The organism is Ruegeria sp. CL5, assembly GCF_056536485.1.
Window position 1 is genome coordinate 50,676 of sequence record NZ_JBQFPS010000014.1, and the last position, 19,013, is coordinate 69,688.

Annotated in this window: 14 protein-coding genes and 2 tRNA genes; 8 read left to right on the forward strand and 8 right to left on the reverse strand. The window is 57.6% G+C overall.

What is annotated here, in order from left to right; genetic code table 11:
- Positions 1-31 precede the first annotated feature (31 nt).
- The 6 genes from ACR0IU_RS19780 to ACR0IU_RS19805 all read right to left on the reverse strand — a co-directional run bounded on the left by ACR0IU_RS19780 (position 32) and on the right by ACR0IU_RS19805 (position 6,859).
- The gene (locus tag ACR0IU_RS19780; protein ID WP_480717442.1) at positions 32-1,249 is read right to left on the reverse strand and encodes a RidA family protein; all 1,218 of its coding nucleotides are present in this window, start codon (positions 1,247-1,249) and stop codon (positions 32-34) included.
- Between the two features lie 112 nt (positions 1,250-1,361).
- Positions 1,362-1,436, reverse strand: a tRNA-Gly gene (locus ACR0IU_RS19785).
- Positions 1,437-1,470: 34 nt separating this feature from the next.
- Positions 1,471-1,545 (reverse strand) — tRNA-Gly (locus ACR0IU_RS19790).
- Between the two features lie 316 nt (positions 1,546-1,861).
- On the reverse strand, positions 1,862-2,245 hold the full coding sequence (locus ACR0IU_RS19795; protein WP_480717443.1) for an MAPEG family protein: 384 nt from the start codon (positions 2,243-2,245) through the stop codon (positions 1,862-1,864).
- A gap of 71 nt (positions 2,246-2,316) precedes the next feature.
- Entirely contained in the window at positions 2,317-5,754 is a 3,438-nt protein-coding gene (locus tag ACR0IU_RS19800) for a pyruvate carboxylase (protein WP_480717444.1), read from the reverse strand.
- A gap of 280 nt (positions 5,755-6,034) precedes the next feature.
- Complete coding sequence (locus ACR0IU_RS19805; protein WP_480717445.1) at positions 6,035-6,859, reverse strand: hypothetical protein; 825 nt, start codon at positions 6,857-6,859, stop codon at positions 6,035-6,037.
- Between the two features lie 167 nt (positions 6,860-7,026).
- On the opposite strand from ACR0IU_RS19805, the gene ACR0IU_RS19810 reads away from it, so the two are divergent.
- The gene (locus ACR0IU_RS19810; protein WP_480717446.1) at positions 7,027-9,423 is read left to right on the forward strand and encodes an ATP-dependent helicase; all 2,397 of its coding nucleotides are present in this window, start codon (positions 7,027-7,029) and stop codon (positions 9,421-9,423) included.
- Between the two features lie 3 nt (positions 9,424-9,426).
- On the opposite strand, the gene ACR0IU_RS19815 is transcribed toward ACR0IU_RS19810, so the two are convergent.
- Positions 9,427-9,717: a DUF1330 domain-containing protein gene (locus tag ACR0IU_RS19815; protein WP_010442602.1), complete on the reverse strand. Its 291-nt coding sequence runs from the start codon at positions 9,715-9,717 to the stop codon at positions 9,427-9,429.
- Between the two features lie 370 nt (positions 9,718-10,087).
- Positions 10,088-10,312, reverse strand: a complete 225-nt coding sequence (locus ACR0IU_RS19820) for a DUF1127 domain-containing protein (protein WP_170543603.1) — start codon at positions 10,310-10,312, stop codon at positions 10,088-10,090.
- Between the two features lie 901 nt (positions 10,313-11,213).
- On the opposite strand from ACR0IU_RS19820, the gene mraZ reads away from it, so the two are divergent.
- Genes mraZ through mraY form a run of 7 tightly spaced genes read left to right on the forward strand, consistent with a single transcriptional unit; the run spans position 11,214 to position 18,875 of the window.
- On the forward strand, positions 11,214-11,717 hold the full coding sequence (mraZ, locus tag ACR0IU_RS19825; RefSeq protein WP_170543605.1) for a division/cell wall cluster transcriptional repressor MraZ: 504 nt from the start codon (positions 11,214-11,216) through the stop codon (positions 11,715-11,717).
- A gap of 4 nt (positions 11,718-11,721) precedes the next feature.
- Complete coding sequence (rsmH, locus tag ACR0IU_RS19830) at positions 11,722-12,714, forward strand: 16S rRNA (cytosine(1402)-N(4))-methyltransferase RsmH (protein WP_480717447.1); 993 nt, start codon at positions 11,722-11,724, stop codon at positions 12,712-12,714.
- A complete protein-coding gene (ftsL, locus tag ACR0IU_RS19835) occupies positions 12,711-13,079 on the forward strand; it encodes a cell division protein FtsL (protein ID WP_170476976.1) in 369 nt (122 codons plus the stop codon). The genes rsmH and ftsL overlap by 4 nt, the downstream gene beginning before the upstream one ends.
- Entirely contained in the window at positions 13,076-14,863 is a 1,788-nt protein-coding gene (locus ACR0IU_RS19840) for a peptidoglycan D,D-transpeptidase FtsI family protein (RefSeq protein WP_480456490.1), read from the forward strand. The genes ftsL and ACR0IU_RS19840 overlap by 4 nt, the downstream gene beginning before the upstream one ends.
- A gap of 22 nt (positions 14,864-14,885) precedes the next feature.
- Entirely contained in the window at positions 14,886-16,367 is a 1,482-nt protein-coding gene (locus ACR0IU_RS19845) for a UDP-N-acetylmuramoyl-L-alanyl-D-glutamate--2,6-diaminopimelate ligase (protein WP_480717448.1), read from the forward strand.
- Positions 16,364-17,758, forward strand: a complete 1,395-nt coding sequence (locus ACR0IU_RS19850; RefSeq protein WP_480717449.1) for a UDP-N-acetylmuramoyl-tripeptide--D-alanyl-D-alanine ligase — start codon at positions 16,364-16,366, stop codon at positions 17,756-17,758. The genes ACR0IU_RS19845 and ACR0IU_RS19850 overlap by 4 nt, the downstream gene beginning before the upstream one ends.
- A gap of 34 nt (positions 17,759-17,792) precedes the next feature.
- Positions 17,793-18,875: a phospho-N-acetylmuramoyl-pentapeptide-transferase gene (gene mraY, locus ACR0IU_RS19855; protein WP_010442593.1), complete on the forward strand. Its 1,083-nt coding sequence runs from the start codon at positions 17,793-17,795 to the stop codon at positions 18,873-18,875.
- Positions 18,876-19,013 lie beyond the last annotated feature (138 nt).

Consider the following 19,013-nt stretch of genomic DNA (forward strand, 5'->3'; position numbering starts at 1 on the left):
TTGCTGGCTCGGCGTGAGCGCAAATTACTGCTTAATCCAAAATCGCGATTACTTCGATTTCGATCACCATGCCTTCATAGATAAGCGCTGGAATCGGGATACCCGTCGCGGCAGGCCCGGGCTCGGTATAAGAGTTCGAGCGTATCAGAAGGTTTTCATGCAATGCGTCCGCCGAAGCATTACCCTGATAAAAAGTAGTGACTTTCACGACGTGATCCAGAGTTGCACCAAACTCGGCCAAAACCTTGGAAAGATTTTCCATTGCGATCTTGGTTTGCGCGACCATATCTCCGGGCTGAAGAACCCGTGCCTGATGATCCAGGGCGACCTGCCCTCCAATGTGGATGATGTTGCCGCACCTGTTACCGTGTTTGTACGGAAGCGGTGTGGTCCAGTTCCAATGCCCGTCGGGCCAGGCAAAATTTTTGGGCTCATCAGTCGCCGACGAGCAAATTGCCGTTGCCGCAATTTTGGTTGTCAGACCTTCGTGCGCAAAGTTGGAAACCGGGATTCCCGTCGCTGCAGGTCCGGGATCAGAGAAATACGAAGCTCTTAGACTTGCGGCTTTCTTCCAGTTACTGCCATGTAGATCATCTTGATAAAATGTGTTGAGCTTGACGATGTCGTGCAAGTCCGCGTCCACCGTCGACAGCGCCCGCTTCAAACGCTCCATGGTTTTGGCAGTTTGCGCTGGAGTATTGTCTGGGGCCTCAACCGTTCCATGTGGTGTCAGGGCAGACATCTCGCTGGTAAAAACCATATCCTCGGAACGAACCACATGTGAAAACCCGTCTGGCAAATACGGCATGTCCTCAAGTCGATGGCATTGTTTTGGTATTCTGGCGCCGTCTGGACGCCGTATGGCAACGCCTTCGATTTCTGCGAGCATGTCCGGATAACATAGCTCTGGCATGTTGATCATGCTGATCACGGGGCGGGCCGTGTCGCCAATGATCTGGCTTAGAAGCTCCTGTAAGTGGCCTTCGTCATTCGCATCCCCTACGTAATAGACGACCAAGCGCACCAGATCATCGAAATCGACACCCAAATCAGAGAAGAGGTTGGCCATATAGGCCATAGAGTTTCTGCATTGCGCTGTCAGATCGCCAATGTTGCGCACATTGCCTTGCGCATCCAGATCGACTTGCCCGCCAGTGAAAATCATGTCCCCGGCACGGACGGCGTGGTGATGAGTCAATTTGACGGGCCAATCCCAATGCCCGTCAGGAAAACTGTATCGTCTGGTCAATCCATCCTCCGCGCCTGAATTGGCAACTGTTGGATGGAAGCCAATACGATGTCAAAACAGAAACGAGTTCCGTAAAGCACCACATTCAAACAGGTGTTGAAGGTCTGGTATCTGGAGCGGGCGAGGCGATTCGAACGCCCGACCCTAACCTTGGCAAGGTTATGCTCTACCCCTGAGCTACGCCCGCATCAGATACTTATGTCGGTCCGAAGACCTCTCAATGGAGCGGGCGAGGCGATTCGAACGCCCGACCCTAACCTTGGCAAGGTTATGCTCTACCCCTGAGCTACGCCCGCGCCGTTGAGTGAGGAGGGATGTATTAATTCCCACACGTGGCTGCAAGAGGAAAATGGGGCCGTTCGAAAATTATTTCGACGGAATGCCTGCCCCTCACGCGTTCAAGAGCAAATGGAAAGCAAAACAAGCTGTGCGGGAAGGTGACACAATGATCGATGTCTCAGATTTTAAGGCCATAGTATTGGGGGCTATGATCATTCTGGTGATTATGGTTTCGAAAATTGATGGTGACCGGATGGAATCTGAGGTTTCGCACCGATTCAGCGAGACCCAATCCATTTGGCATGACCCAGCCGGAATGTGGTTTCAGCTACCTCAAAGCGCCTGAACCAGACCCGCGACAGCGGCGACTAGAATCGCCAAGAATGTCAGTAACATTCCGATCTGTCGCAAGATGATTGTTTGTGGCGTCTTTCCGAAACCGTAGGCGTGCGACAGCCGTCCGGCCAACAACATCAGACCCAGCAGATTAACAAGCCAAGCTTCAGCGCCCTGCAACTCAACTATGGCGATCAGCAGCAATGCGAAAGGAGCATATTCGGCACAGTTGGCCTGCGTCCGCATGGCTTTGATCATGGCCTTGTCGCCGTGATCTCCGACCGAGATTTTACCTTTGCGACGCTGCAGGATGACATTCACGCTGAGCGCAATGAACAGAAATGCAATCAGTGCAGCGTAGATCGGGGTGATGGACAGCATGACAGCTCCTGATATTGAAAAGGCCGCGCAGAGAACTGCGCGGCCCTGTATGCCCCAATGTGATAACTGGCTTATTCCAGTTCGACCAGCAGGTCCTTGGCGTCAATCTGGCCGCCAGGTTGGACGTGGACGGCCTTGACCGTTGCGTCTCGCTCGGCGTGGATGCCGGTTTCCATCTTCATCGCTTCGATGGTCAGCAGCAGATCGCCTTCGTGTACTTCTTGACCTGCCGAGACGGCAACGGTGGCCACAACGCCCGGCATCGGCGCGCCAATATGGTCGGGATTCCCAAATTCGGCTTTGGGCCGCTGCGCGGTAGTGGCTTTGACCATCCGGTTCGGCACGCGGATCACACGTGGCTGGCCATTGAGTTCAAAGAACACGCGTACTTCGCCGTTTTCGTCGGTCTCGCCGATGGCCTGACAGCGAATCTCCAGCGTTTTGCCGGGGTCAATCTCGGCAGTAATTTCTTCGCCGGGTTCCATGCCGTAGAAGAAGGTGCGCGTGGGCAGGGTACGGACCGGGCCATAGGTCCGGTGGCGGCCCATGTAATCCAGGAACACCTTGGGATACATCAGATAGCCGTTCAGGTCCTCGTCATCGACCTCTTTGCCCTCAAGCTGTTTGGACAGATCGGCGCGGGTGGCTTCCAGATCGACGGCCTCGACATTTTTGCCGGGGCGTTCCGTATTCGGTGCTTCGTCTTTTAGTACCTTGGTGATGATCGTGTTAGGGAACCCGCCCGGAGGTTGACCCAGATTGCCGCGCATCATGTCCACGACCGAGTCGGGGAAGGCGACGTCGGTGTCAGGGTCTTCGACTTGTTCGCGTGTCATGTTCTGACTTACCATCATCAGTGCCATATCACCGACCACTTTGGACGACGGTGTCACCTTGACGATATCACCGAACATCTGGTTCACATCGGCGTACATCTGGGCGACCTCGTGCCAACGCTCCTCCAGACCCAGCGAACGCGCCTGTGCCTTTAGGTTGGTAAACTGACCGCCAGGCATTTCGTGCAGATAGACCTCGGAGGCCGGGGCCTGCAGGCTGGATTCGAAGGCCGCGTATTGGCCACGAACGGCCTCGAAATAGTCGCTGATCTCGCGGATGGCCTTGATGTCCAGCCCGGTGTCACGCTCGGTATGGCGCAGCGCTTCGACCACGGTGCCCAATGTTGCTTGGCTGGTGTTGCCGGAGAAGCTGTCCATCGCGCAATCCACCGCGTCCACGCCCGCCTCAGAGGCCGCCAGAATAGTGGCGCTGGCGATACCGGCAGTGTCGTGGGTGTGGAAGTGGATCGGCAGGCCGACCTCTTCCTTAAGCGCACGGATCAAAATGCGTGCCGAGGCTGGTTTCAACAAGCCCGCCATGTCTTTCAGGCCAAGAACATGTGCGCCCGCATCGCGCAGCTCTCTTGCCATACCGACATAATATTTCAGGTCATACTTGGCGCGATCCGGGTCGAGGATATCGCCGGTATAACAGACTGTACCTTCACAGATCTTACCGTTCTCGATCACTGCATCCATGGCGACGCGCATGTTCTCGACCCAGTTCAGCGAGTCGAAAACGCGGAACACATCGATATTCTGCGAGGCTTGCCGCACGAACTCCTGCACCACATTGTCGGGGTAGTTTGTATAGCCAACCCCGTTTGCACCACGCAGCAACATCTGGGTCATCAGGTTCGGCATTGCCTCGCGCAGGTCGCGCAGACGCTGCCACGGGCATTCCTGTAGGAAGCGATAGGCCACATCAAACGTCGCGCCACCCCAACATTCAACGCTGAACAACTGGGGGAGGTTCGCCGCATAACTTGGCGCCACCTTGATCATGTCGATCGAGCGCATCCGGGTGGCCAGCAGGGACTGGTGCCCGTCACGCATGGTGGTGTCAGTGATCAGCAGTTGCCGCTGCGCCTTCATCCAGTCGGCAACCGCCTGCGGGCCTTTTTGCTCCAGCAGGTTGCGTGTGCCCATTTGGGGCTCGGCCTTGGGCGCGGGGGGCTTGGCCTCTTTCAGGTCGGCGCGTGGTTCGGGGCGATCTTTGGTTTCGGGATGCCCGTTCACGGTGATGTCCGCGATATAGTTCAGAACCTTGGTGCCGCGGTCGCGACGCTTCTTGAACTGAAACAGATCCGGTGTCTCATCGATGAACTTGGTCGTGTATTCATTCGACAGGAAGGTCGGGTGCTTCAGCAGGTTCTCGACAAAAGCGATGTTGGTGGAAACGCCACGCACCCGGAATTCGCGCAGGGCGCGGTCCATCCGGGCGATCGCTTTCTCGGGGGTAGGCGCCCAGGCGGTGACCTTGGTCAGCAATGAATCGTAAAACCGCGTGATCACCCCGCCCGCATAAGCGGTGCCGCCGTCCAGACGGATGCCCATGCCGGTGGCCGAGCGATAGGCGGTGATGCGGCCATAGTCGGGGATGAAGTTGTTCAGCGGGTCTTCGGTAGTCACACGGGTTTGCAGGGCGTGACCGTTCAGGCGGATCTCGTCCTGGCTGGTTTTGCCGGTAGCCTCGGCCAGCGTCTTGCCCTCGGCAATCAGGATTTGTGCCTGCACGATGTCGATGCCCGTTACCTCTTCGGTGACAGTGTGCTCGACTTGCACGCGCGGATTGACCTCGATGAAGTAGAACTTACTGGTGTTCATATCCATCAGGAATTCAACCGTGCCCGCGCATTCATAGTTCACATGGGCGCAGATGCGGCGGCCCAGCTCGCATATTTCGGCGCGCTGTTCATCGGTCAGGTAAGGGGCAGGGGCGCGTTCAACGACTTTCTGGTTGCGGCGCTGGACCGAGCAGTCACGTTCATAGAGGTGATAGATCTCGCCATGTTTGTCGCCGAGAATCTGAACCTCGACATGGCGGGCGCGGGTGATCATCTTCTCCAGATATCCCTCGCCATTGCCAAACGCCGCTTCGGCCTCGCGACGACCTTCCAGAACCTTCTCTTCCAGCTCATCTTCGGACAGGATCGGACGCATTCCGCGCCCGCCGCCGCCCCAGCTGGCTTTCAGCATCAATGGGTACCCAATCTCGGCCGCTTCAGTTTTGATGGCGGCCATGTCGTCGCCCAATACTTCAGTTGCCGGGATAACTGGAACGTCAGCCGCAATCGCCACTTTTCGGGCGCTGGCCTTATCGCCCAATGCGCGCATGGTTTCGGCCTTGGGACCAATAAAGGTAATGCCATTCTGAACACAGGCATCTACGAAATCCGGGTTCTCGGACAGCAACCCGTAACCGGGATGGATTGCATCCGCGCCACATTCCTTGGCAACTCGGATAATCTCGTCGATCGACAGATAGGCCGCGACCGGTCCCAGATCCGCACCAATACGATATGCCTCATCCGCCTTGAAACGATGCAGCCCCAACTTGTCTTCCTCGGCAAAAACCGCGACGGTCCGTTTGCCCATCTCATTGGCAGCGCGCATCACGCGAATGGCAATCTCGCCGCGGTTGGCGATCAGGATTTTCTTGAAGTCTGTCATTGCAGGTCCCGGTCTTTACTAGGTGTGGCCTTGTGAATAGGCGGACAATACAGCCACGTACATATGTAGTTCTGGGTAGAACCGGCATGTTAACGCTCGCAATCGCCGCCTGTTGCCGCTTTTCTTTACACGCGCTGCGCCGCAGCATCAAATACTGTATCTATGATGTCAGATTTTCTGTACCCTAAGTGCTTAGGGCTGCGGATTTCACTTCTGAAATCCGTCTCAATCCGAGTGATTCGGAAGCGCACAGGGCCAAGATTTCCAGATCAGCGAAGTCCTAGACGCCATGCCGGTCGCAAGCAGGCAACGACTGGCTGGATTGCAGCCATTCATTCAACTCACCCAGCAGGCGCACCTCGCGCGCGAGGCGCAGTTGATCATCCATTAGCTCGCGTTCCTTGTCTGACCTGTTTTTCAGCGACTGGAGCTGATACCGGTTGGTGCGATAGGTCACCAGACACACCGCACTCAACGCAAACAGGGCAATCCCGCTTAGAATGGCCAGAGAAACCCGCAACCGGTAAACGAATGTACTGCGCAGGTCGGTAAAATCCGTAAAGAACTCGATCGCGCCTATGAAGCGGCCGTTCTTGGTGACCGGCATGAACACCTCAGCCACGTGATGCTGGGTGGTGTTGCTGGTGTTTCCCGTGTGCAGATCAAGCCCGTCAATCTCGGATAAAGGAACAGTTTCCTGAATGTAGTGAGTCATGCCCCGCGCCACCTCACTGCGAAAGAAGTTTCGCGGTTCCGAGGTGCCGATTTCTTCGGGGCGGGTCGACCAGACCACCCGTCCGGACGTGTCGAACAGTTTGAAGCGATAAACATCCGAAGCCTCAGGCATTGTCGAAAGAAACTCGGCATCATGATGATCGATTTGCCCTGTGCGCAGGGCGTTTTCTGGATCCTCTAGATGCAACACGACCCGGCGCTTCCAAAGCTCGGCCCGTTTAAGAATATCGGTTCTGAGCATACGGTCTACGACCGGAGCGGGCAGCGCATAAATGCTCCATCCCGCGGTCGCAGCCAGCGCTATAAGCAGAATGGTGATTCCCGCCCATTTCAGGCGATGGCCAAGCGGTCGCCGATCCTTCAATTTCATATTCCGCACTCCCACTGCATTGAACCAAGCATCATTGCCAAGGTTTGACAGGGGGTTAACGGCGGTGGGTGATTGTTTAGAATTCAACGGATGTGGCGGCAAAATCCTTGTGAACAAGGCGTGAACAAACTCTTTCCCTTGGCGCGCATCCAGCGTAGTTTGAATCCATGAGCAGTTTTGATGAAATGGACGCCTTCGAGGGCGCCTCACTGTCGGCGCGGGCGATGCCTGTGCCCTCGGCAGAGTATCTCAATGATCTCAACCCGGCGCAGCGCGAAGCTGTTGAGCGGCTGGATGGTCCGGTGCTGATGCTGGCGGGTGCGGGAACAGGCAAGACCAAAGCGCTGACCGCGCGGATCACTCATCTGCTTAGAACCCACCGCGTGCGCGAGAATGAGATTCTGGCGGTCACCTTCACCAACAAGGCCGCGCGCGAGATGAAGGAGCGCGTGGGCCGTATGCTGGGTCGACCAGCCGAGGGAATGCCTTGGTTGGGCACGTTTCATGCGATTTGTGTCAAACTGCTGCGCCGCCATGCGGAATTGGTCGGGCTGAAGTCGAACTTTACCATTCTGGATACGGATGATCAGAAGAGGTTGCTGAAACAGCTGACGCAGGCCGCCAATATTGACGACAAACGCTGGCCCGCGCGGATGCTAGCCGGAATCATCGACGATTGGAAAAACCGCGCTCTGACGCCCGACAAGGTGCCTGCCGCAGATGCAGGAGCCTATAATCAGAAGGGCATCGAGCTTTACGCCCAGTACCAGACCCGTCTGCGCGAGCTGAACGCTGTGGATTTCGGCGACCTGCTGCTGCACATGGTCACGATTTTCCAGACCCACCCGGATGTGCTGGAGCAATACCAGCGCTGTTTCCGCTACATCCTTGTGGACGAGTATCAGGACACCAACGTCGCCCAATATCTCTGGTTGCGCCTGCTGGCCGGTGGACGCAAGAATATCTGCTGCGTCGGTGACGACGATCAGTCGATCTATGGCTGGCGCGGTGCCGAGGTGGGAAACATCCTGCGGTTTGAGAAGGATTTTCCCGGCGCATTTGTAGTTCGGCTTGAACAAAACTACCGATCGACCCCGCATATTCTGGCCGCTGCGTCCAACGTCATTCGTGGCAATGAAAGCCGCTTGGGCAAAGAGCTTTGGACGGTAGAAACAGAGGGCGAAAAGGTTCGTCTGATTGGCCATTGGGATGGCGAGGAAGAGGCGCGTTGGATCGGCGAGGAAATCGACGCGATGCAGGGTGGCACGCGCGGCGTGCGACCGATGAACCTCGATGAGATGGCGATCCTCGTGCGCGCCTCGCACCAGATGCGGGCGTTTGAAGATCGGTTTTTAACCATCGGTCTGCCTTACAAAGTGATCGGAGGCCCTCGGTTCTATGAGCGGATGGAGATTCGCGATGCCATGGCCTATTTCCGGCTGGTGGTCAGCCCCGAGGATGATCTGGCCTTCGAGCGGATCGTAAACACGCCCAAACGCGGCCTCGGCGACAAGGCGCAGCAGACGATTCAGTTGGTGGCGCGCGAGAACGGAGTGTCTCTGGTCGAAGGCGCGCGGATCGCGGCCGATAACGGCCTGATCAAGGGCAAGGGCGGCAAGGCACTGCGTGAATTGATCGACGGTCTGGCGCGGTGGAACGCCATGACACGCGGGCCCCGGATCGAGATGGACGATGACTCGGTGATCGATGACGGCGTGTCGCCGATCCGCTATGGCGAACCCGAGCACACGCATATCGAACTGGCACAGATCGTGTTAGACGAATCCGGCTATACCGCCCATTGGCAGAACGAAAAGACACCCGAGGCGCCGGGGCGGTTGGAAAACCTTAAAGAACTGGTCAATCAGTTGGACAATTTCGAGAACCTGCAAGGGTTTCTGGAGCATGTCAGTTTGGTGATGGACAACGAACAGGACAGCGACGGGGCCAAGGTCTCGATCATGACCCTGCACGCGGCGAAGGGGCTTGAGTTTCCCGCCGTGTTCCTACCGGGTTGGGAGGATGGGTTATTCCCCTCGCAGCGTTCGATGGACGAATCCGGTCTCAAAGGCCTCGAAGAAGAACGGAGGCTGGCCTATGTCGGCATCACCCGGGCAGAAGAGGTCTGTACGATTTCCTTTGCAGCCAACCGACGGGTGTTCGGACAATGGCAGAACTCGATGCCGTCCCGGTTTATCGATGAGCTGCCTGAAGATCATGTGGAAGTGCTGACACCTCCGGGTCTCTATGGTGGTGGTCAGACCACGGCCAGTATCGAAACCCGCGCGGCCGAGGCGAATGTCTATAACTCGCCGGGATGGAAACGGATGCAGGCGCGGCAGGGACAGTATGGAATGTCTCAACCGAAAGAAAGCCGGAATACCGTGATCGACGCCACAGCGGTCGCCAGCTTTACTCTGGGTGAGCGGGTGTTTCACCAGAAGTTCGGTTATGGGGCAGTGATTGGCATCGAGGGCGACAAGGTTGAGGTCGATTTTGACAAGGCCGGAACGAAAAAGGTCGTCTCGCGCTTTCTGACCGCGAAGGATGACGTGCCGTTCTGACGCTTACAGCCCTTCGACCAGCACCAGATTCGCTGTCGCTGTTTGTTGCCTGATCTTGGCCAGCTCAACATAGTCCGGATCGTCCTTCCACGCGTTTGCGGCAGCCATGTCTGGGAACTCCATCAAGACAATACCGTCTTCTGCCCAACTGCCTTCGATCACTTCGACGGGCTTTGAGGATATGGTCAGCAAGCGCCCGCCATGCCGGTCAAAGATCGGCATGAAGCCTTCAAGGTATTTCTGGTATCCATCCGGGTCATGAATGGAAATCTGGGCGATGAAATAGGCGGCCATGAGACACTCCTGAAAATCGTTCACGGCCGCAGCTTACATCTTGTGCGCCAAAAAACGAAAAACGGCGGTTCCCAGGGAGGAGGGGAGCCGCCGTTCTTTTCTACATCAGGGCAGGGAGGAGGAAGCCCCGATGTATCCGAACCCGGGTTTGATCCCGGTATGGGGAAGACGCGGCGACGTCAGGGAGGAGTAAGGCGTCGCCGCGCGCTTTCAACATCGAGGCAGGGAGGAGGAGAGCCCCGATGTATCGGCTTCCGGCAGTCAGGGCCGGTATTAGGTGCGGCAACGTCAGGGAGGAGGAGAGACGTTGCCGCTGATTACAGACCCAAAAGGGAGGAGGATGGGCCTGATCTCAGTATCTGTGTCGCGCTTACTGCGCGATTTGCTCTTCGGTGGCCTGCTGGGCCAGCCGACGGATCATCGAACGGTGCAGGCCCAGATCGGCCAGCTCGCGATCCGACAGTGCCGACAGTTCGTTTACCGTCTGGCGGTACAGGCGGTAGCGCGCAACGCGGGTCTTTACGGTTTCAATCAGTGCTGCGACTCCAAATACTGGAGCGCCTTTCAGACCTGTTTGTGTGCTTGCGACTGCCATCTTCATCATCCGTTCATTCTTGTTGCTGCCGGCATCGTCCGGCGCTTGCTTGAGACTGAAGATAGGCAAATGCTGCGATTGCACAATAGCTCGCGCCGTCAATGCTGCTATGCAGCAAACGCATGGATTGTCGGGATAAACCGGGCTACCCCAATAATTGCCTTTAAAATATAGGTTTTCGCATGCGGTTGGCTTTTTGCCAGTTCAGGTGCCGTGATTAAAGGTGCTTATCTCTTAAGCGGGATTGGCATTTGTTTGGGCATGTTGTGTCAGATCAAGAGGGGGTAGAGCTGTTCGCCTCTGATCCAGCTCGTGGTGTGACGGTGCCATGGGAAAGCATGGGTCGACTATGGGAATGGCCTCCTAAGCGATCGCGATTCGTCCTGTTTGGCTGGATTTCATGGGGGCTTGCACCGGATTTATCGCCAATTAGGAGCTTTAGTGGGAATTCGTGGGAAAAAATTTTTTAACGCTGGGTTGCGCATATGTGGTGTTGACGGATACAAAGATCACAATTTATGGTGCATTTAACCCTGATTTCGATTGCTTTAACCTTATTCTGAAGCCAGAATCAGTTCTCTCCTTACAAAATTCCTGTTGATTTCCATGATTTCCCATGGCATCCCTTGTTTACCCGATGAGGGCGAGGACAGTTAAGGGGCACCAAACGACCCCGAACCAAAAATACAAAAACAGGTTTCATACAGGCATCTCGCTTTCATCAATCAACAGATCCGGCGCGCGGGCGAGCAGACATCCCCCCAGGTGGCGCGCGCAGCTGGACATCCCGCAAAGCGGGTCAATGCGGCGGGTTGATCAGTGGCAGCAGATCAACCCGCCGTTTTTCATCCGGGGGGAACGTGAATTTTGAGGTGGGGCGCAAGCGAAAGGGACAGTCGTCTTGGCGCGCAGGTTTAGAGGTGAAAGCCACCATAAGGTGGATGCGAAGGGCAGGGTCTCGATCCCGGCCTCGTTTCGCCGTGTGCTTGAAGCGTCCGATCCCAACTGGCAGCCCGGTGACAATCCTGAGCTTGTGATCGTTTATGGCGACCACCGCCGCAAATACCTTGAATGCTATACGATGGAAGCGATCGACGAGGTAGATGCCAAGATCGACGCGCTGCCGCGTGGCTCGATGCAGCGTCGGATGCTGCAGCGGATGTTCCACGGTCAGTCCTTTCCGACCAATGTGGACGAAACTGGCCGTCTGGTTCTGCCCGCCAAGTTGCGTAACAAGATCGATCTTGAGAACGAGGCTTTCTTTATCGCCGCTGGTGATACCTTTCAGATCTGGAAGCCCGAGACATACGAGGCCGAGGAACTGGCCACGACCGAGGAATGGCTGGACGATCTGCCAGAGGATTTCGATCCGATGCAGTATCTCGACGGCATTGGGGACGGGTGACGGCATGGCCGGCGCTCAAAGCTCATCGGACAAACCTCACATCCCTGTTTTACTACGCCCGTTGCTGGCTGCAGTGGCGCCTGTGTCCGGCATTTGGCTGGACGGAACCTTTGGTGCAGGTGGATACACGCGCGGTCTGCTCGAAGTCGGGGCCGAGAAGGTCATTGGTGTGGATCGCGATCCACTGGCCTTTGAGATGGCCGCGGATTGGGCCAGTGAATACGGTGATCGGTTGGTGATGCAGCAGGGTGTGTTTTCGCGCATGGATGATTATGCGCAAAATCTGGACGGCGTCGTGCTGGACTTGGGCGTTTCTTCAATGCAATTGGATCAGGCAGAACGTGGCTTCTCCTTCATGAAAGACGGCCCGCTCGACATGCGCATGAGCCAAGAGGGTGAGAGTGCCGCTGATCTGGTCAATACGGCAACCGAGACGCAACTGGCCGACATCCTGTTTCATTTCGGTGAAGAACGCGCCAGCCGTCGCATTGCCAAAGCCATCGTGAAGGCACGGACCGATGAACCGATCACAACGACTTTGCGGTTGGTCGAGATTATCGAATCCTGCTTGCCGCGCCCGAAACCCGGTCAGTCGCACCCGGCGACGCGCAGCTTTCAAGGACTGCGGATTGCTGTGAATGCGGAATATGAAGAGCTGTTTCAAGGTCTTATGGCAGCAGAACGCGCTTTGAAGCCGGGCGGGCAACTGGCTGTGGTCACTTTCCATTCTATTGAGGACCGGATGGTCAAGCGGTTCTTCCAATCGCGCGCGGGCAAGACAGGCCGCGCGAACCGCTATGCACCCGAGATGGCGCAGGAACAGCCGCAATTCACCCTCAAAACCCGGAAAGCTGTGGGGCCGGATGAGCAGGAGCTGCGGGAAAATCCACGCGCACGCTCGGCTAAGTTGCGTGTCGCCATTCGTACAGATGCTCCGGCGGGTGAAATTGAGGCACGGGCCATCGGGATGCCGGAACTGGGGGGAAGGGCAAGATGAAGAGTATTTTGTATATGTTGACGGCCCTTTCTGTCTTTGGGCTGGCGCTCTGGGCCTATCAGGAAAACTACCGCACCCAACAGGTGGTGAAGGAAACTCAGTCATTGCAGGGCCAAATCGGTATGGCGCAGGCACGACTGGCGGTGCTGAACGCTGAATGGGCCTATCTGAACCGGCCGGATCGTCTACGTGAACTAGCAGACCTGAATTTCGAGCGTCTCGGGCTGCTGCCACTGCGCGCTGAACAGTTTGGCCGCGCGGACCAGATTTCTTATGGTGAAGATCCGGACCTGCCCATAGTCGACCCGCTTGAACTGCAGGCGATTGCCGAGACGCAGGCACTTGGTGAGGTGCAGTTCCCATGACCCGAACACCGCTCCGCCCTCTGGCCCGCATTCTCGATGCCCGCGCCAAGGGCGAGAACCCGAAGACGATCGAGCGGGAGAATATCCGCAAACGTCACGAAGACATGAAAGACCGCGCCCGTGCGCGCGCCGAAGGCCGCCTGCTGGTATTGGGCCTGTTCTTCTTCTGCGCTTTCTCGGTGGTGGGTTTCCGTATGGGAGTTTTGGCCACGTCTGAAGCACAGGAACCGCTGGCCAGTGCGCCGGGTGCTACCATCGCGATGCAACGCGCGAACATCGTTGATCGCGAGGGACGCATTCTCGCGACCAATCTCGACACCTATTCCGTCTACGCCCAGCCGCCGCTGATGATTGACCCGATTGCCGCCGCGGATCAATTGGTGGCGATTTTTCCCGATCTCGAAAAAGAGAGGCTGGTCAAGGACTTCACCGGCAAACGCAAATTCCTGTGGATCAAGAAACGCATCTCGCCCGAGCAGAAGCAGGCCGTGCATGACATTGGAGATCCAGGTATCCTGTTCGGACCACGTGAAATGCGGCTATATCCCAATGGCCGACTGGCGGCGCACATTCTGGGTGGCTCGGGATTTGGTCGTGAAGGTGTCAGCGCAGCTGAAGTGATCGGCGTTGCGGGCGTCGAAAAACAATTCGACGATTATCTGCGCGATCCGGCCAATGGCAACAAACCCCTGCAACTGTCGCTGGACCTGACCGTTCAGGCAGCCGTTGAACAGGTGCTCTATGGTGGCATGAAGATCATGAATGCCAAGGGGGCATCGGCGGTACTGATGAACGCCCATACGGGTGAGGTTGTCTCGGCGGCTTCACTGCCGTCATTCGACCCCAATGATCGTCCACGCCCACCGACGTCGGGCTTTGACCCCTCGGACAGCCCGTTGTTTAACCGCTATGTGCAGGGTGTGTATGAGTTGGGCTCAGTCTTCAAAATCTTCACCGCCGCACAGGCCGTTCAGTTGGGGCTGGTCAATTCCAACACGATCATCGACACATCCGGCCCGATGAAAATCGGGCGTTTCCCGATCGGCGAATTCAACGGCAAGAACTATGGCGAGATCAGCGTGGCCGATGTGATCGTCCATAGCTCAAACCGGGGCACCGGTCGCTTGGCCTTGCAAATTGGGGCCAAGCGGCAGCAGGACTTCCTGAACGCATTGGGAATGTTCGACCCAACCCCATTTGAAATCGTCGAAGCCAAAGGCGGTCAGCCTCTCAAGCCCAAGAAATGGGGCGAATTGAGCACTGTGACCATCTCCTATGGCCACGGCTTGTCGACCAGCCCAATGCATCTGGCCGCTGGGTACGCTGCGATTGCCAATGGCGGGCACTATGTCAGCCCGACCATCCTGCGCCGCAATGGTCCGCAATACGGCCCACGCGTGATGTCCGAAAACACGGCCAAACAAGCGCAGAACATGCTGCGCAAAGTGGTCACGGATGGCACCGCCAGCTTTGGGGATGTCAAAGGTTATGACGTAGCCGGCAAGACCGGCACTGCCGACAAGCCCAAGCCACGCGGTGGGTATTATGACGACAAGGTTATCGCCACTTTCGCCACTATCTTCCCGGCTTATGATCCGAAATATGTGCTGATCGTCACGCTGGATGAGCCCTCGATTGTCGCCTATGGCGAAAAGCGCCGCACCGCAGGCTGGACAGCTGTTCCGGTTGCCGCTGAATTGATCGGGCGCGTGGCACCGCTCTTGGGGCTCAGACCCCGGCTTGAGCCTGAGGCGCGCGCTGCTATAACGCTGACCTCAAATTAGGCCGTCGGACAAGAGGTGGGTCATGGGCAATCGGTCAAAGAAACTTAGCCAACTGGCCCTGACCGCGCGGGGCGGGGCGAATCCCGACATCACCGGACTGGCCGTCGACAGCCGTGAGGTGAAAGACGGCTTCCTCTTTGCTGCCCTTCCCGGCACTCGCGTTCATGGCGGAGAGTTTATCCAATACGCCCTGCGTATGGGGGCAGCCGCCATTCTCACAGACGCAGAAGGGGCTGATCTCGCTGCCAAAGAACTGGCCGCATCGGACGCTGCGCTGATCGTGACCGAAGATCCACGCCAGGCATTGGCCGGGGTGGCGGCGCTGTGGTTCGGTGCGCAACCGCAAACTATCGTGGCGGTCACTGGCACTAACGGTAAAACATCCGTGGCCAGCTTCGTCCGTCAAATCTGGTCCGAGCTGGACCTCGCCGCCGTCAACCTGGGCACCACCGGGGTTGAGGGCGCATGGACCGCGCCTTTGGCACATACCACGCCCGAACCAATCACACTGCACCGCTGTCTGGCCGAGGCCGCCGAGAATGGTGTGACCCACGCGGCGATGGAGGCCTCATCTCACGGCCTTGAACAACGTCGTCTGGATGGTGTGCATTTGGCCGCCGCCGGGTTCTCGAATTTCACACAAGACCATCTGGACTATCACGATACGTTCGAGGCCTATTTCGCCGCTAAGGCCGGTCTGTTTGACCGTGTGTTGCCCGAGGACGGGGTCGCGGTGATAAACCTTGGCGATCCGAAGGGCGTCGAGATGCGCAAGATCGCTGAGGCGCGGGGGCAAAGCATTATCACCGTTGGGCCTGAAGGCTCTGATCTTTGCCTGCTAAATCAACGCTTTGACGGGACTGGACAGGACCTGCGTTTTTCGTGGAAAGGCAAGACCTATCAAACCCGTTTGAACCTGATCGGCGGATTTCAAGCTGAAAACGTCCTGCTGGCCTGCGGTCTGGTTATCGCGGCAGGAGAGGACCCCGACCGCGTTTTCGAAATCCTGCCGCATCTGACAACGGTTCGGGGCCGAATGCAACTGGCCGCCACCCGCAACAACGGCGCGGCGGTGTTTGTCGATTACGCGCATACGCCGGATGCGGTTGCTACAGCGCTGAAAGCGATGCGCCCTCATGTGATGGGTCGTCTGATCGCAATTGTTGGCGCAGGTGGGGATCGGGATGCCACTAAACGCCCTCTCATGGGGCAGGCGGCCACAGAGAATGCAGATCTGGTCTTCGTTACCGACGATAACCCCCGCAGCGAAGACCCGGCGATCATCCGTGCCGCTGTCATGTTGGGTGCGCCTGAAGCGACTGAAGTCGGCGATCGGGCCGAAGCGATCCTGCGTGGCATCGACGCGCTGCAACCGGGTGACGCCCTGTTGATCGCGGGCAAAGGCCACGAAACCGGCCAGATCGTTGGCGATCAGGTTCTGCCCTTTGATGACGTGGAACAGGCCAGTATCTCGGTCGCCGCGTTGGACGGGAGGGTCGCATGACGCTCTGGACCGCAGCCGAGGCCGCCGAGGCCACCGATGGACACGCCACCACCGATTGGCAGGTGAGTGGGGTCTCGATCGACACCCGCACCTTGGAACCCGGAGACCTGTTCGTCGCGCTCAAAGCTGCCCGCGATGGCCATGATTTCGTCGCGCAAGCGCTGGAGAAAGGGGCAGGTGCCGCGCTGGTATCCCGCATTCCCGAAGGCGTATCCGAAGATGCGCCGCTCTTGATCGTTGATGACGTGCAAACCGGGCTGGAAGCTTTGGGGCAAGCGGCCCGTGCCCGGACGGCGGCGCGCGTGGTGGGTGTGACCGGCAGTGTCGGCAAAACCTCGACCAAAGAAATGCTGGCCAGCATATTGGAAACGCAAGGGAAAACCCATGCCAGCGTCGCCAGCTACAACAACCATTGGGGTGTCCCGCTGACACTGGCGCGGATGCCCAGTGACGCCGAGTTTGCCGTGATCGAGATCGGCATGAACCACCCGGGCGAAATCGCCCCACTGGCGCGTCAGGCGCAGCCGCATGTGGGGCTGGTGACGACGGTGGCGGCGGTGCATCTCGAAGCGTTCGATTCGGTCGCGGGGATCGCCCATGAGAAGGCCGCGATTTTCGACGGTCTGACCAAGGGTGGGGCCGCTATCGTGAACGCCGATATCGAACACGCCGACATCCTGCGCAGCTGTGCGCAGGCGCTGGGCGCGAAGATTGTCGATTTTGGTCGAACGGCCCAAGATTACGCTCTGACCGAGGTGGAGCGGGGCGCCAACAGCCTTCAGGCGCAGGGTAAGGTTGGCGAAAACACTATCTCGTTCAACGTCCAATCGGCAGGTACGCATTTTGCCATGAACGCGCTGGGCGCTCTGGCGGCTTGTGTCGAGCTGGGCGTCGATCTGGATCAGGCCGTTGCTGGCTTGCGCCGCTGGTCCCCGGTCAAAGGGCGTGGGGTGCGTGAGCTTATCGCGCTGCCTGGCGGCGATCAGATCGAGCTGCTGGATGACAGTTACAACGCCAATCCAACCTCGATGGAGGCCGCGCTGGACGTGCTGGCCGCGTCGCAAGGCAACCGCAAGATCGCGTTTCTGGGTGACATGAAAGAGCTGGGTGCGCAGGAACACGCGATGCACGCGGCCATGGCCGATGTGGCCGCGATGGCTCAGGTCGATCAGGTTCACTGCATCGGTCCACTGATGCAGGCGCTGCATCAGGCCTTGCCGGAGGGCAAGCGTGGGCTTTGGACTGAGACCAGCGCCGAGATGGTCGGGCAACTGCCCGAGTTGATCCGTAACGGCGATGCGGTGCTGGCAAAGGGTTCGCTCAGCATGGCATTGGCACAGATTGTTGACGGTCTGCGGAAAATGGGGCAAGGGGGCGCGCTTGAGCCGTAAGCGCCCGTGATGCCCGTGTGAGAAAGGTTTTGGTATGCTCTATTGGTTGACCGCCCTGTCGGACGGAGGGGATTTCTGGAACCTCTTTCGCTACATTACGTTCCGGGCAGGCGGAGCCTTTCTGACGGCACTGATCTTTGGATTTCTCTTCGGAAAACCTCTGATTAACGTACTGCGTCGCAAGCAGGGCAAGGGCCAGCCAATCCGGGATGATGGCCCCGAAGCGCACCTGTCCAAAGCCGGAACCCCTACTATGGGTGGCCTTTTGATTGTTGGCGCACTGGTAACTTCAACGCTGGTCTGGGCGCGTTGGGACAATCCCTATGTGTGGATGGTACTTTTCGTAACACTGTCTTATGCGGCCATTGGATTCGCTGACGACTACGCCAAAGTATCAAAACAGAATACCAAAGGCGTTTCGAGCAAGATGCGTTTGGCTTTGGGAGTTCTGATTGCGGTTTTGGCGTCTTTTTGGGCTGGATTGCACCATCCTGCCGATTTGCAAAATCAACTGGCTATGCCGGTGTTCAAGGATACGCTGATCAATCTGGGCCTATTTTATATCCCATTCGCGGTCATTGTGATCGTCGGGGCTGCCAATGCGGTAAATCTGACCGATGGATTGGACGGGTTGGCCATCATGCCCGCGATGATCGCCGCCTCGACGCTGGGCGTGATTGCCTATGCGGTGGGGCGGGTCGACTTCACCGAATACCTTGACGTGCATTATGTGCCCGGCACCGGAGAAATCTTCATATTCACTTCAGCGCTTTTTGGAGCGGGGCTTGGCTTCTTATGGTACAACGCCCCTCCGGCAGCAGTGTTCATGGGGGATACAGGATCGTTGGCTCTGGGCGGTGCACTTGGCGCAATCGCTGTTGCAACCAAGCACGAACTGGTGTTGGCCATTGTGGGTGGCCTATTCGTGGTCGAAGCGCTGAGCGTGATCATTCAAGTGCTTTACTACAAGCGCACTGGTAAACGTGTATTCCTGATGGCCCCAATCCATCATCACTATGAGAAAAAGGGCTGGGCTGAGCCGACGATTGTGATCCGCTTCTGGATCATCTCGCTGATCCTGGCGATGATTGGTCTGGCGACGTTGAAAGTGCGGTAGGACTCCCGCCGGGTTCGGAGGGCCTGTGGCCCGCCTGCCACCCGTTGGGCCCGGCTCGCGCTGCCGCGCGAGCCTGAGCGCCCCCCTTGCCTTTGGGAAATCCTTCGGTGCAGTGTGGCGCAAATTTCTATGCGATGA

Excerpts from the sequence above, each read along its gene's own strand:
- ACR0IU_RS19795 (WP_480717443.1), bottom strand. The coding sequence starts at position 2,245 with ATGCTGTCCATCACCCCGATCTACGCTGCACTGATTGCATTTCTGTTC.
- ACR0IU_RS19800 (WP_480717444.1), bottom strand. The coding sequence starts at position 5,754 with ATGACAGACTTCAAGAAAATCCTGATCGCCAACCGCGGCGAGATTGCC.
- ACR0IU_RS19805 (WP_480717445.1), bottom strand. The coding sequence starts at position 6,859 with ATGAAATTGAAGGATCGGCGACCGCTTGGCCATCGCCTGAAATGGGCG.
- ACR0IU_RS19810 (WP_480717446.1), top strand. The coding sequence starts at position 7,027 with ATGAGCAGTTTTGATGAAATGGACGCCTTCGAGGGCGCCTCACTGTCG.
- ACR0IU_RS19815 (WP_010442602.1), bottom strand. The coding sequence starts at position 9,717 with ATGGCCGCCTATTTCATCGCCCAGATTTCCATTCATGACCCGGATGGA.
- ACR0IU_RS19820 (WP_170543603.1), bottom strand. The coding sequence starts at position 10,312 with ATGGCAGTCGCAAGCACACAAACAGGTCTGAAAGGCGCTCCAGTATTT.
- rsmH (WP_480717447.1), top strand. The coding sequence starts at position 11,722 with ATGGCCGGCGCTCAAAGCTCATCGGACAAACCTCACATCCCTGTTTTA.
- ftsL (WP_170476976.1), top strand. The coding sequence starts at position 12,711 with ATGAAGAGTATTTTGTATATGTTGACGGCCCTTTCTGTCTTTGGGCTG.
- ACR0IU_RS19840 (WP_480456490.1), top strand. The coding sequence starts at position 13,076 with ATGACCCGAACACCGCTCCGCCCTCTGGCCCGCATTCTCGATGCCCGC.
- ACR0IU_RS19845 (WP_480717448.1), top strand. The coding sequence starts at position 14,886 with ATGGGCAATCGGTCAAAGAAACTTAGCCAACTGGCCCTGACCGCGCGG.
- ACR0IU_RS19850 (WP_480717449.1), top strand. The coding sequence starts at position 16,364 with ATGACGCTCTGGACCGCAGCCGAGGCCGCCGAGGCCACCGATGGACAC.
- mraY (WP_010442593.1), top strand. The coding sequence starts at position 17,793 with ATGCTCTATTGGTTGACCGCCCTGTCGGACGGAGGGGATTTCTGGAAC.